General features: G+C 57.4%; 12 protein-coding genes and 2 tRNA genes. 1 reads left to right on the top strand and 13 read right to left on the bottom strand.

The window, feature by feature from the left end:
- Positions 1–37: 37 nt before the first annotated feature.
- The 9 genes from rimP to rlmE form a co-directional block, all read right to left on the bottom strand.
- Positions 38–496, bottom strand: coding sequence for a ribosome maturation factor RimP (gene rimP, locus ACA048_RS03915; protein WP_010463487.1), 459 nt, complete (start codon positions 494–496; stop codon positions 38–40).
- 138 nt (positions 497–634) lie between these two features.
- A tRNA-Met gene (locus ACA048_RS03910) sits at positions 635–711 on the bottom strand.
- Between the two features lie 96 nt (positions 712–807).
- Positions 808–893 (bottom strand) — tRNA-Leu (locus ACA048_RS03905).
- A 22-nt stretch (positions 894–915) separates the two neighbouring features.
- Positions 916–1,299, bottom strand: a complete 384-nt coding sequence (gene secG / locus ACA048_RS03900) for a preprotein translocase subunit SecG (RefSeq protein ID WP_109787598.1) — start codon at positions 1,297–1,299, stop codon at positions 916–918.
- Between the two features lie 4 nt (positions 1,300–1,303).
- The gene (gene tpiA / locus ACA048_RS03895; RefSeq protein WP_497628012.1) at positions 1,304–2,059 is read right to left on the bottom strand and encodes a triose-phosphate isomerase; all 756 of its coding nucleotides are present in this window, start codon (positions 2,057–2,059) and stop codon (positions 1,304–1,306) included.
- 66 nt (positions 2,060–2,125) lie between these two features.
- Entirely contained in the window at positions 2,126–3,463 is a 1,338-nt protein-coding gene (gene glmM, locus ACA048_RS03890) for a phosphoglucosamine mutase (protein WP_497628011.1), read from the bottom strand.
- Between the two features lie 16 nt (positions 3,464–3,479).
- A complete protein-coding gene (folP, locus tag ACA048_RS03885) occupies positions 3,480–4,331 on the bottom strand; it encodes a dihydropteroate synthase (RefSeq protein ID WP_497628010.1) in 852 nt (283 codons plus the stop codon).
- An 8-nt stretch (positions 4,332–4,339) separates the two neighbouring features.
- Positions 4,340–6,250 carry an ATP-dependent zinc metalloprotease FtsH gene (gene ftsH / locus ACA048_RS03880; protein WP_497628009.1) on the bottom strand — a complete coding sequence of 637 codons (1,911 nt, stop codon included), beginning with the start codon at positions 6,248–6,250 and terminating at the stop codon, positions 4,340–4,342.
- Positions 6,251–6,452: 202 nt separating this feature from the next.
- Positions 6,453–7,082 carry a 23S rRNA (uridine(2552)-2'-O)-methyltransferase RlmE gene (rlmE, locus tag ACA048_RS03875; protein ID WP_020299918.1) on the bottom strand — a complete coding sequence of 210 codons (630 nt, stop codon included), beginning with the start codon at positions 7,080–7,082 and terminating at the stop codon, positions 6,453–6,455.
- Between the two features lie 105 nt (positions 7,083–7,187).
- Between rlmE and ACA048_RS03870 the strand changes: the two genes are divergently transcribed.
- Positions 7,188–7,496, top strand: a complete 309-nt coding sequence (locus ACA048_RS03870) for a YhbY family RNA-binding protein (RefSeq protein ID WP_007942889.1) — start codon at positions 7,188–7,190, stop codon at positions 7,494–7,496.
- A 9-nt stretch (positions 7,497–7,505) separates the two neighbouring features.
- On the opposite strand, the gene ACA048_RS03865 is transcribed toward ACA048_RS03870, so the two are convergent.
- The 4 genes from ACA048_RS03865 to carA all read right to left on the bottom strand — a co-directional run bounded on the left by ACA048_RS03865 (position 7,506) and on the right by carA (position 12,886).
- Complete coding sequence (locus ACA048_RS03865) at positions 7,506–7,910, bottom strand: MFS transporter (RefSeq protein ID WP_497628008.1); 405 nt, start codon at positions 7,908–7,910, stop codon at positions 7,506–7,508.
- A 28-nt stretch (positions 7,911–7,938) separates the two neighbouring features.
- Complete coding sequence (gene greA / locus ACA048_RS03860) at positions 7,939–8,415, bottom strand: transcription elongation factor GreA (protein ID WP_027924456.1); 477 nt, start codon at positions 8,413–8,415, stop codon at positions 7,939–7,941.
- A complete protein-coding gene (carB, locus tag ACA048_RS03855; protein ID WP_497628007.1) occupies positions 8,412–11,633 on the bottom strand; it encodes a carbamoyl-phosphate synthase large subunit in 3,222 nt (1,073 codons plus the stop codon). Before carB ends, greA begins: the two co-directional genes overlap by 4 nt.
- A gap of 116 nt (positions 11,634–11,749) precedes the next feature.
- Complete coding sequence (carA, locus tag ACA048_RS03850; RefSeq protein WP_497628006.1) at positions 11,750–12,886, bottom strand: glutamine-hydrolyzing carbamoyl-phosphate synthase small subunit; 1,137 nt, start codon at positions 12,884–12,886, stop codon at positions 11,750–11,752.
- Between the last annotated feature and the right edge of the window lie 242 nt (positions 12,887–13,128).

Here is a 13,128-nt window from a genome sequence, read left to right as displayed (position 1 = left end):
GCCTTTCGCAAGCCATTGGATCCGCGGGATCCGCGTCTCAGTCAAAACTGGGAATAATGTTGGCCTTGTCGATCATATCGATCGGCAACAGGAACTCATGGTCTTCTACCTGCACCACGACGTCCTGCTCTTCTACACCGCGCAGAAGGCCCTGAAAGTTGCGTCGTCCTTCAAAAGGCGAGCGCAGCTTGATCTTCACTTGTTCACCGGCAAATTTTGCAAACTGCTCAATAGTGAACAGCGGGCGTTCCATGCCAGGCGAGGAAACTTCAAGGGTGTATTCAACGGCGATCGGATCTTCAACATCCAGGACACCGCTGATCTGACGGCTGACAATGGCGCAATCGTCCACCAGCACGCCGCCCTCTTTATCGATATAAACGCGCAACATCGAGTGACGACCCTGAGCCGAAAACTCAATACCCCAGCATTCATAGCCCAGGGCCACGACCACCGGGGCCAACAAGGCCTGCAACTCTTCTAGCTTGCTCGACACCTGAACCCCCTCGTGCATGTATGTGCATGCTATGCAAAATAAAAAAATGGGCGAAACGCCCATCCTTGAAACGCCGTCGAACAGCGGCGTAGAAAGTGTCCAGCTAACAAAAAGCCCCTTAAAAGGGGCTCCTTAAACTGGTTGCGGGGGCCGGATTTGAACCGACGACCTTCGGGTTATGAGCCCGACGAGCTACCAGACTGCTCCACCCCGCGACAAAGCTGGGGCGGAAGTATACGACCGATCCCTGACAGGGTCAATGTAACCTTCCACCTACAAGAAAGCCCGCAACAGCGGGCTCTCCTGATAATTGGTACCGAGAAGGGGACTCGAACCCCTACACCCTATGGGCACAACCACCTCAAGGTTGCGTGTCTACCAATTCCACCACCTCGGCAATACTACGCTTGAAACTCTTCTTACTTTTGCTCTTGAGCTGGAGGTACGTCAGTCGCTGGATTAGCCGACTTTTGCTCTTGAAGCACCGGGACATCATCAGAAGCCGGTTGCTGCTTTGGAACTTCCAACACCGCTGGATTTGGGAGACCTACTTGAGTCAGCTGGTGAGCTTTCTCTTTAGCAAAGTAACCTAACCCTAAGCTGGTTATGAAAAAACCTGCGGCAAGTATAGCAGTAAACTTACTAAGAAAGGTAGAGGAACCTTGGCTTCCGAACACAGTATTTGAAGCACCTGCTCCGAAAGACGCGCCAGCATCCGCACCTTTACCCTGCTGCAGCAATACCAGAGCAACTACGCCCAATGCACCCAGCAGATGAAAAACGACTACGACTGTTTCCAGCATTTTTTCAGTTTCCCGCGGCGCGACAGATCGCACCGAACTCGTCTGCATTCAGGGAAGCTCCACCAATGAGCCCCCCATCGATATCCGGCATGCCGAACAGTTCGACCGCATTGGCCGCCTTCACGCTGCCGCCGTATAGAAGCCGCACACCTTGTGCGACTTCAGAATTCTCTGCCGCCAACTGAGCGCGAATGGCTGCATGCACATCCTGCGCCTGTTGCGGCGAAGCAGTCAGCCCGGTACCAATGGCCCAGACCGGCTCGTAAGCGATTACTGCATTTGCAAAAGCACCGACACCCAGCTCCTCTATGATACTGCCCAGCTGACGCCCGACAACCTCAAGAGTTTTCCCGGCTTCGCGCTGCTCAAGGGTCTCCCCTACACACAACACCGGAATCAAGCCACATGCCTGTGCCGCTGCAAACTTGCGAATCAGCATCTCGTCTCGCTCGCCCATTATCTGGCGGCGCTCAGAGTGCCCGACAAGCACCAGGGAACAGCCTGTATCCACCAACTGACTCGGCGCAATTTCACCGGTCAATGCGCCCTGCCCGGATTCCACCGCAGAGTTCTGCGCGCCGACCGAAATCGACTTTCCTTTCAAGCCATCAATCACTTGATTGATATGCAAGCAAGGCGGGAATACCGCTACATCAACACCGCTCGGCAAGGCCAGATGACTAAGGCCGTTGATCAGCTCAGCGACGCTGGCGCGGGTACCGTGCATCTTCCAGTTACCAGCTACCATAGGGCGACGCATGCTGTACCTCGTCGGTCAAAGTGGGCGCAGATGTTACCCAACACAATCAAGGCTGGCAAGCCGAATTCAGGCAGAAACTTCAGTAACGAGTTTTGCCAGCTCTTCGGCGTAACCGCGAACCTGTGCTTCGTCCTCGCCTTCGACCATGACACGCACCAATGGCTCTGTCCCGGACTTGCGCAAGAGCACACGACCACGACCCGCCATAGCCTTGGTGACGCGATCGCTGGCCTCCTTGACCGAAGGATGCTCGAGCGGATTCGCACCACCGCCAAATCGGACATTGATCAGCACCTGCGGGCACTTACGAAGCGCCTGACGAGCCTGCGCCAGACCTTCGGAGCGCCTTTTCAGCGCCATCAGAACCTGCAATGCCGCTATTATCGCATCACCAGTAGTAGTGTGGTTAAAGCAGACGATATGCCCCGAGTTCTCACCACCCACCAACCAGTTGCGCTCAAGCAAGTCAGCGATGACATACCGGTCGCCAACGTTGGCGCGCACAAATGGAATCGACAGATCAGCCAGGGCCAGCTCCAGCCCCAGGTTACTCATCAACGTACCGACCACGCCACCTTGCAGCATGTCTCGCTCATGCAGATCGCGGGCGATGATGTAAAGCAGCTCGTCACCGTCAACAATGGCACCCGTATGATCGACCATCAGGACGCGATCACCGTCACCATCGAATGCGATACCCAGATCGGCGTGTTCGGCCAATACGGCAGCCTGCAATTGACCCATATGGGTCGAACCGCAATTGTCATTGATGTTCAGGCCGTTAGGTTGAGCGGACAGCACAACGACTTCAGCCCCCAACTCACGGAACACACTCGGGGCAACCTTGTAGGTCGCGCCGTGGGCGCAGTCGATGACGATCTTCAGGCCCGCGAAGCTGGTGCTGGTCGGGACGCTGCTTTTGCAGAATTCGATATAACGGCCAGAGGCGTCGTTGATACGTGACACTTTACCGATCTTGCTCGACTCAACCACGGTCATCGGCGTATCGAGCAACTCTTCAATCATCAACTCGACTTCATCCGGAAGCTTGGTGCCCTTTCCGGAAAAAAACTTGATGCCATTGTCATCGTGAGGATTGTGCGAGGCACTGATCACGATACCGGCTTCGGCATGAAAGGTGCGCGTCAGGTAGGCGATCGCCGGTGTAGGCATCGGGCCCAGCAGCATCACGTCAGCGCCTGCCGACGTAAGACCGGCCTCGAGTGCCGACTCGAACATATAACCAGAGATTCGGGTGTCTTTGCCTACCAACACCTTGCAGGCGCCCATCTTGCGGAACGCCATGCCCGCAGCCCAACCGAGCTTGAGCATGAAATCAGGAGTGATCGGGTATTCACCGACCCGGCCACGAATACCGTCGGTGCCAAAGTATTTTTTACTCATAAGTGCTCCATCATTTTTATTCGGCTGATTCCACTGCGGCGATCATCCGCACCACATCCACTGTTTCGGCTACATCATGGACGCGCAATATACGCGCCCCATTGGCCGAAGCCAGCGCTGCGAGCGCCAGACCACCGTACAGACGCTCCCCAACCGGGCGATTCAAGGCCTGACCAATCATGCTCTTTCGCGAAACCCCGACCAACAGAGGCCGCCCCAAGACATGCAAGGCTTTCATATGCTTAAACAAGCTTAGATTGTGCTGCAAGGTTTTCGCGAAGCCAAAACCCGGATCAAGAATAATCCGCTCCGATGGGATTCCCGCCGACGCGCACTGAGCCATGCGCTCAGCGAGAAATTCGCCCACTTCTTTGGTGACGTCCTGGTAGAACGGATTGTCCTGCATGTCACCCGGCTCACCGAGCATATGCATCAGGCACACGGGCAGCCCGGTGGCTGCCGCAGCATCCAGGGCACCGTCTCGACGTAGCGAGCGCACATCATTGATCAAGCCAGCACCCAACCGCGCAGTCTCGCGCATAACCGCCGGGGTGGAGGTATCGACAGAAATAATCACATCCAGTTCGCGACTGATGCGCTCAACGATAGGCGCTACGCGCTCCAGCTCCTCAAGCGGTGAAACCGCCCGGGCACCTGGACGGGTTGACTCGCCACCGACATCAATCAGCGTCGCACCTGCCGCCACCATCGACTCGGCGTGGCGCAGAGCCGCATCGAGCTGGCTGTATCGGCCGCCATCAGAAAAGGAATCAGGAGTGACATTGAGTATGCCCATGACATGCGTCTGGGCCAAATCAAGAACCCGGTTGCCGCAAGGCAACCGGGTCGAGGACTGAACAGAAGTCATTTCAAACCTTATACGTCAGCAGCCGGACCGCCGATCGGTGTTTCCGGACGCTCATCCTGCACCACCGGAGGTGCCCCGGAAGTACCGGTACCGCCTGACCAGTCACGAGGTTCGCGAGGCGCACGACCCGCCATGATGTCATCGATCTGATCAGCATCGATCGTCTCGTATTTCATCAAGGCATCTGCCATGGCATCAAGCTTGTCGCGGTTATCCGTGAGGATTTGCTTGGCCGTGCCGTAACACTGATCAATGATGCTGCGCACTTCGGAATCGATCAGTTTGGCTGTCTCACCGGAGAAGCTTGCACTCTGACCACCGCCGCCGCGACCGAGGAACACTTCGCCCTCTTCTTCGGCATACATCAACGGACCGAGTTTTTCCGACAAGCCCCACTTGGTCACCATGTTCCGCGCAATCTGGCTGGCACGCATGATGTCGTTGGAGGCACCTGTGGTGACGCCATCGAAGCCCAGGGTCATTTCTTCAGCAATTCGGCCGCCGTACAGCGAGCAGATCTGGCTGATCAGCGCACGCTTGGACAGGCTGTAACGATCTTCTTCCGGCAGGAACATGGTCACACCCAGCGCACGACCGCGCGGAATGATCGAGACCTTGTAAACCGGATCATGCTCTGGCACGACGCGACCAACGATAGCGTGACCGGCTTCGTGATAAGCGGTGTTCTGCTTTTCTTTCTCGGACATGACCATGGATTTGCGCTCGGCGCCCATCATGATCTTGTCTTTCGCCAGTTCGAACTCTTTCATTTCGACGATGCGCTTGCCGGCACGGGCTGCGAACAAGGAGGCCTCGTTCACCAGGTTAGCCAGGTCAGCACCGGAGAAACCAGGTGTACCGCGAGCGATCACTGCCGGAGCGACGTCGTCACCCATTGGCACCTTGCGCATGTGAACCTTAAGAATCTGTTCGCGACCACGAATGTCTGGCAGACCCACCACAACCTGACGGTCGAAACGGCCTGGACGCAGCAATGCCGGGTCCAATACGTCCGGACGGTTGGTTGCAGCGATAACGATGATGCCGTCATTCATTTCAAAGCCGTCCATCTCTACCAGCAACTGGTTGAGAGTCTGCTCGCGCTCATCGTGACCGCCGCCCATGCCGGCGCCACGGTGGCGACCAACGGCGTCGATTTCATCGATGAAGATGATGCATGGCGCGTGCTTCTTGGCCTGCTCGAACATGTCGCGAACACGGCTTGCACCGACGCCAACGAACATTTCAACGAAATCGGAACCGGAGATGGTGAAAAACGGCACTTTCGCTTCGCCGGCAATCGCCTTGGCCAGCAAGGTTTTACCGGTACCCGGAGGACCGACCATCAGCACACCGCGTGGAATACGACCACCCAGACGCTGGAACTTGCCCGGATCACGGAGGAACTCGACCAGTTCGCCGACTTCTTCCTTGGCTTCGTCACACCCGGCAACGTCACCCAAGGTGGTTTTCACCTGATCTTCGGAGAGCAGGCGCGCCTTGCTCTTGCCGAAGCTCATCGGCCCGCCCTTGCCGCCCGCACCACCCTGCATCTGCCGCATGAAGAACATGAACACGGCGATGATCACGAGGATCGGGAAGCTTGCGACCAGGAGTTGAGTCCAGATGCTTTGCTGTTCAGGCTGCTTGCCTTCGACCACGACGTGGTTGTCCACGAGATCGCCGATCAGACCGTTGTCCTGGATTGCCGGACGGATGGTCTTGAAGCTGTCGCCATCAGTGCGCTTACCGGTAATCACATAGCCGTCAACTGCTACGCGCTCGACCTTGCCATCCTTGACCTGCTGGATGAAGTCGGAATAGTTGAGGGTCTGCGGCTCGTTAGGGCTGGAGAAGTTGTTCATCACTGTCACCAGGACAGCCGCGATGATCAACCACAGGATCAGATTCTTTGCCATATCGTTCAATTAACTACCCTCTGAAGCAAGCTCCGCTAATGGCGCGCGCTTCGCATGATATTCACCGGCCTAACTTACTACATTACCTACGGCTCTGGCAGGCGCCGTCTGTAACCCTTTGTGAAACACTTTCTACACAATATTCGCTAAAGCTCGCGAGGCGAAATACGAAAAACCTATCGACCCGCTAAAAAACCTCGTTTTACTCACTACGTCCGCGGTAACCCCAAGCCAGCATGTATTGCTCGCGGGAACTGCCACGGGAAGAGTCCGGCTTGATCATCTGGACCTTGTCGAATTTCTGACGAGCGTCCTTCACGTAAGCATCAAACCCTTCGCCCTGAAACACCTTGATCACGAAATTACCACCCGGCTTGAGTATCCGAGCCGCCAGATCAAGAGCCAGCTCACATAGAAACATGGCTTTCGGCATGTCCACCTCAGGCGTACCACTCATATTGGGGGCCATATCGGAAATCACAAGGTCCACCTGCGAATTACCAACGGCTTCAAGGATCTGAGCGAGCACGTCGTCCCGGGTGAAGTCACCCTGGATGAAAGTCACGTCCGGAATGCTGTCCATTTCCAGGATGTCCGAGGCGATCAGACGCCCCTGACCACCGATCAGCCGACTAGTGACCTGCGACCAGCCGCCGGGCGCCGCTCCCAGGTCGACAACACTCATACCTGGACGGATCAGTTTGTATTTCTCCTGGACCTCCAGAAGCTTGTAACTTGCACGCGAGCGGTAACCATCCTTCTGCGCCTGCTTCACATAGGGATCATTGACATGTCTTTGCAGCCACTTAAGGCTTGTCTTGGAACGGGCCACGGGCCACCTCGAAAATAAAACGGGTCGTGATTAACTGGGCGGTCCCGGACTCGCTCGGGTAAACTGGCCGCCGCTTTTTACAAGATCAGACGCAGGGGTCAGATTATGCCGCTCACTCAAGAGCAGAAGAAACAGTACAAATCCATTGGCCACCATCTGAAACCAGTTTTGATTGTGGCTGACAACGGTTTGACTGAAGGTGTGTTAGCCGAACTTGAACGCGCGTTGGCGGATCACGAGCTGATTAAAATCAAGCTCAACATCCTCGATCGCGAATCACGCCTGGCGTCCATTGCAGAACTCTGCAAGGTCGGTAAAGCGGATCTGGTTCAGGTCATCGGCAAGATGGCACTGATTTACCGCAAGAACTTCAGCGTCAACAAGCAGCTGTCGAACGTCCATCGCTTCAAGTGATGGCAAGGGTCAAGGGTGTGCTTCGCGCACCCTGCCGCTCCTCCCCGGCACCGGCTGCAACACCAGCACCAGCCCGGAAAATCCCAGAACAAGATAGCTGAACACCTGCCAACGCACTGCATCCGGCCAACCGAAGCGCACAGCGAAAAACATCGCACACGTACTCAGCGCCATCAGCAGCAACTGCCCACGAATATCGCGCCATAGCCCGGCAAGGCCCTCGGCCTGTACCAGCACCAAAGCCTGAAAAATCACGCACGCTGCGGCGAATCCCACCATCAGCACATTCAGCATGCCTGCAATTTCGTCGATCAGCAGCGGCGCCAGGCCAATTCGACCCAACGCCGGCACCAGACCGATGTGTAACAGCCACAGACCGCCAACCCACAACATCTGAGTCAGCTGCCAAACCATGGCGCCCGCACGTAGTGGGCGCAGGCCTTTAGATGTGGCGGACTTCGACAATCTCGTACTCGATGACGCCACTCGGCGTTTTCACGGCAACCACGTCACCCTCTTCCTTGGCAATCAAGGCGCGGGCCAGTGGCGAACCGACGGAAATCTTGCCGAGCTTGAAGTCAGCCTCATCCTCACCCACGATGTGGTAAGTGACGCTTTCATCAGTCTCGACGTTGGCGATTTCAACGGTGGTGCCGAAAATCACTTTGCCGGTGTGAGGAATGGTCGTGACATCGATGATGACCTGATTCTGAATCCGGCCTTCGATGTCACGAATCCGCGCCTCGACCATCCCCTGCTGCTCACGAGCAGCGTGGTATTCGGCGTTTTCCTTCAAGTCACCCAACTCACGGGCCGTCCCGATGTCCTGGCTGAGCTTGGGACGTACGACCTTGGTCAGGTGAGCGTGTTCTTCTTCCAGGGCTTTCGCGCCCTGGACGGTCATTGGGTATTTGATCATGCCTTCAATCCTGCGTGTAGATCCTGCAAGCGGCGAACGGTCTTCTCGGGACCGAACTTCAGCGCTTCGCAGATAGCTTCGCCAGCAGCAATAGTCGTGGTGCAGTAGATCTTGTGCTGCAGCGCATTACGACGAATGGAGTACGAGTCAGCGATCGACTGACGACCTTCGGTGGTGTTGATGATCAGGGTGACTTCGTCATTTTTGATCATGTCGACCACGTGCGGACGACCCTCGGTCACCTTGTTCACACGGCGCACTTTCAGGCCTGCAGCCTCGATCAGCTTGGCAGTACCGGCAGTGGCAACCACTTCGAAGCCCAAGTTGATCAGATCACGGGCTACGCCTGCAACCAGCGGCTTGTCGTCGTCACGTACGCTGATGAACGCGGTACCGCCGGTCGGCAGCACTTCGCTGGCGCCCATCTGGGCTTTGGCGAATGCTTCACCGAAGGTGTCGCCCACGCCCATCACTTCACCGGTGGACTTCATCTCTGGGCCGAGGATCGGGTCCACACCAGGGAATTTGGCGAATGGGAACACCGCCTCCTTCACGCTGTAGAAGTTCGGAATGATTTCTTTGGTGAAGCCGATTTCTTTCAGGGTTTTACCAGCCATCACGCGAGCCGCGATCATTGCCAGGGAAACACCGATGCACTTGGACACGAACGGCACGGTACGGGAAGCGCGCGGGTTGACTTCGATGACGTAGATGTCTTCGCCTTGCAGCGCCAACTGAACGTTCATCAGGCCGACCACGCCCAACTCCAGGGCCATTTTCTTGACTTGCTCGCGCATCTCGTCCTGGATGTGGCCAGGCAGCGAGTACGGTGGCAGGGAGCACGCGGAGTCACCGGAGTGAACGCCCGCCTGTTCAATGTGCTGCATGATCGCGCCGATCACCACGTCGGTGCCGTCGCAAACCGCATCCACGTCCATTTCGATGGCGCAGTTGAGAAAGTGATCGAGCAGCACCGGGCTGTCGTTCGACACTTTCACCGCGTCACGCAGGTAGCGCTTCAGCTCTTCTTCTTCGTAGACGATTTCCATCGCGCGACCGCCCAGTACGTAGGACGGACGAACCACCAGCGGGTAACCGATCTTCGCAGCAGCACGAATCGCTTCGTCTTCGCTGCGCACGGTGGCGTTTGGTGGCTGACGCAGGTTCAGACGCTCAACCATCTGCTGGAAGCGTTCACGGTCTTCGGCACGGTCGATGGCGTCAGGGCTGGTGCCGATGATCGGCACGCCGGCTTCTTCCAGAGCGCGAGCCAGTTTCAGCGGGGTTTGGCCGCCGTACTGGACGATCACGCCTTTTGGCTTCTCGACGCGGACGATTTCCAGCACGTCTTCCAGGGTCACTGGTTCGAAGTACAGGCGATCGGAGGTGTCGTAGTCGGTGGAAACGGTTTCCGGGTTGCAGTTGACCATGATGGTCTCGTAACCGTCTTCGCGCAGGGCCAGTGCCGCGTGCACGCAGCAGTAGTCGAACTCGATGCCCTGGCCGATTCGGTTTGGACCGCCGCCGAGGATCATGATCTTGTCGCGACCCGATGGCGCGGCTTCGCACTCTTCCTCGTACGTCGAGTAGAGGTAAGCGGTGTCGGTGGCAAACTCGGCCGCGCAGGTGTCAACGCGCTTGTAGACTGGGTAAATCTCAAGCTTGTGGCGGTGGCGGCGCAGGGCCTTCTCGGTCACGCCCAGCAGCTTGGCCAGACGCATGTCGGAGAAGCCTTTGCGCTTGAGGCGGAACATCAAGTCGCGGTCGATGCTGGCCAGACCCAGGGTCTTGACCTTCTCTTCTTCCTTGATCAGATCTTCGATCTGCACCAGGAACCACGGGTCGATCATGTTCATGCCGAAGATGTCTTCGACCGACAGGCCGGCGCGGAAGGCGTCAGCCACGTACCAGATACGCTCAGCGCCCGGCACGGTCAGTTCGCGCTTGAGTACGCTCATGCTTTCCGGGTTGCCCAGGTCGAGCTTCTCGTCCAGACCGCAAACACCCACTTCCAGGCCGCGCAGGGCTTTCTGCAGGGATTCCTGGAATGTCCGGCCAATGGCCATGACTTCGCCGACCGACTTCATTTGAGTGGTCAGGCGCGCATCGGCTTTCGGGAATTTCTCGAAGGCGAAACGCGGCAGCTTGGTCACGACGTAGTCGATGGACGGCTCGAAGGACGCAGGAGTAGCGCCGCCGGTGATTTCGTTCTGCAATTCGTCGAGGGTGTAGCCGATCGCCAGCTTGGCAGCGATACGCGCAATCGGGAAACCAGTGGCTTTCGAGGCCAGTGCCGAAGAGCGGGATACACGCGGGTTCATCTCGATCACGACCATACGGCCAGTGTCCGGGCAAATGCCGAACTGGACGTTGGAGCCGCCGGTTTCCACGCCGATCTCACGCAGTACCGCCAACGAGGCGTTACGCATGATCTGGTATTCCTTGTCCGTCAGGGTTTGTGCCGGAGCAACGGTGATCGAGTCACCGGTGTGCACGCCCATCGGGTCAAAGTTTTCGATAGAGCAGACGATGATGCAGTTGTCCTTCTTATCGCGGACAACCTCCATCTCGTATTCTTTCCAGCCGATCAGGGACTCGTCGATCAGCAGCTCTTTGGTCGGCGACAGATCCAGACCGCGGGCGCAGATTTCTTCGAACTCTTCACGGTTGTAAGCGATACCGCCACCGGTGCCGCCCATGGTGAAGGACGGACGAATGATGCACGGGAAGCCCAGCTTTTCGAGGACTGCGTTGGCCTCTTCCATGCTGTGGGCGATACCGGAGCGCGGGCAATCCAGGCCGATGGATTTCATCGCCTTGTCGAAGCGCGAACGGTCTTCAGCCTTGTCGATGGTGTCAGCGTTGGCGCCAATCATCTCTACGCCGAACTTCTCCAGAACGCCTTCGCGCTCCAGGTCCAGTGCACAGTTCAGAGCAGTCTGGCCGCCCATGGTTGGCAACAGCGCGTCCGGACGCTCTTTTTCGATGATCTTGGCAACGGTCTGCCATTTGATCGGCTCGATGTACGTGGCGTCAGCCATGTCCGGGTCGGTCATGATGGTCGCCGGGTTGGAGTTCACCAGGATGACGCGGTAACCCTCTTCGCGCAGGGCTTTGCAGGCCTGGGCGCCGGAGTAGTCGAATTCGCAGGCCTGGCCGATAACGATCGGGCCAGCGCCGAGAATCAGGATGCTTTTAATGTCTGTACGTTTTGGCATGGGTTTGTCACTCAAATCCGCAGGTCAGTCGGCAAGCCGTCTTGTTCAATCTTTGAAGCCTTGAGGGGGCCGCCGGTGTCGGGACCGCCCTCAAGCTTCGCACCATCAAGGCGAGATCAGCGTCGCTTGGCCATCTCGTTGATGAAGCGATCGAACAATGGCGCTACGTCGTTCGGGCCAGGGCTGGCTTCCGGGTGACCCTGAAAGCTGAAGGCGCTCTTGTCGGTACGCTCGATGCCTTGCAGGGTGCCGTCGAACAGCGATTTGTGGATCGCGCGAACGTTGGCTGGCAGGGTCGCTTCGTCTACCGCAAAACCGTGGTTCTGGCTGGTGATCATCACTACACCGCTGTCCAGATCCTGGACCGGGTGGTTGGCACCGTGGTGGCCGTGGCCCATTTTCAGGGTCTTGGCGCCGGAAGCCAGAGCCAGCAGTTGGTGACCCAGGCAAATGCCGAATACCGGAATTTCGGTTTCCAACACATCTTTGATCGCCTGGATCGCGTAGTCGCAAGGCTCCGGATCACCAGGGCCGTTGGACAGGAACACGCCGTCCGGCTTCATCGCCAGAACGTCGGCGGCTGGCGTCTGTGCAGGCACGACGGTCACGCGGCAACCGCGCTCGACCAGCATGCGCAAGATGTTCAGCTTGACGCCGTAGTCATAGGCCACCACGTGGTACGGCAGCTCGGAAGCGTCGATGGTCGCGTGGCTGTCGGTTTTCAGATCCCAGACCGTCGAGCGCCATTCGTACTGCTCTTTGGTGCTGACGACTTTCGCCAGGTCCATGCCTTTGAGGCCAGGGAAACCCTGTGCGGCGGCGATGGCGGCGGCTTCGGAAATGTTGTCACCGGCCATGATGCAGCCGTTCTGTGCGCCTTTTTCACGCAGGATGCGCGTCAGGCGGCGGGTGTCGATACCGGCGATAGCCACAACGTTGTTGGCTTTCAGGTAATCGGACAGAGACATCGTGTTACGCCAGTTGCTCGCAACCAGCGGCAGGTCACGGATGACCAGGCCAGCGGACCAGACGCGGTCGGACTCGGCGTCTTCCGGCGTGGTGCCGGTGTTGCCGATGTGCGGGTAAGTCAGGGTAACAATCTGCTGGGCGTAGGAAGGATCGGTAAGAATTTCCTGATAGCCGGTCATTGCGGTGTTAAACACCACCTCACCAACGGTTTGACCGTCGGCTCCAATGGCTTCGCCGCGAAAAATGCTGCCATCAGCAAGGGCGAGTATGGCTGGCTTAGTCAAGAAGACCTCCCGTAAATAAAGCCTGAAAGGGCGATCGCAGGTTGTAAAAAAGCGGAGTGACGTATGGACACGTCACCCCGCTTCTTCACCGAATAATTCTGCGCGCTTTTAGTGGACACACTAAAGCTGTAGCTTACAGAAAAAGGAATTTTTGGTCTACCGCCAATGAGCCCGAAAGGCTGGAGAATGCGACAGGTCGTCGCTTGGCGGGGCAAAACCGGGCTCAAACGCAGGGCTTGAGC

It is taken from the genome of Pseudomonas sp. LBUM1659, from assembly GCF_059716045.1.
This window is presented reverse-complemented; position numbering and strand designations above follow the sequence as displayed.

What these genes read in the sequence shown, in the direction of transcription:
- ACA048_RS03870 (WP_007942889.1), top strand. Translation starts at nt 7,188, where the DNA reads ATGCCGCTCACTCAAGAGCAGAAGAAACAGTACAAATCCATTGGCCAC.
- ftsH (WP_497628009.1), bottom strand. Translation starts at nt 6,250, where the DNA reads ATGGCAAAGAATCTGATCCTGTGGTTGATCATCGCGGCTGTCCTGGTG.
- secG (WP_109787598.1), bottom strand. Translation starts at nt 1,299, where the DNA reads ATGCTGGAAACAGTCGTAGTCGTTTTTCATCTGCTGGGTGCATTGGGC.
- glmM (WP_497628011.1), bottom strand. Translation starts at nt 3,463, where the DNA reads ATGAGTAAAAAATACTTTGGCACCGACGGTATTCGTGGCCGGGTCGGT.
- folP (WP_497628010.1), bottom strand. Translation starts at nt 4,331, where the DNA reads ATGACTTCTGTTCAGTCCTCGACCCGGTTGCCTTGCGGCAACCGGGTT.
- tpiA (WP_497628012.1), bottom strand. Translation starts at nt 2,059, where the DNA reads ATGCGTCGCCCTATGGTAGCTGGTAACTGGAAGATGCACGGTACCCGC.
- ACA048_RS03865 (WP_497628008.1), bottom strand. Translation starts at nt 7,910, where the DNA reads ATGGTTTGGCAGCTGACTCAGATGTTGTGGGTTGGCGGTCTGTGGCTG.
- greA (WP_027924456.1), bottom strand. Translation starts at nt 8,415, where the DNA reads ATGATCAAATACCCAATGACCGTCCAGGGCGCGAAAGCCCTGGAAGAA.
- carB (WP_497628007.1), bottom strand. Translation starts at nt 11,633, where the DNA reads ATGCCAAAACGTACAGACATTAAAAGCATCCTGATTCTCGGCGCTGGC.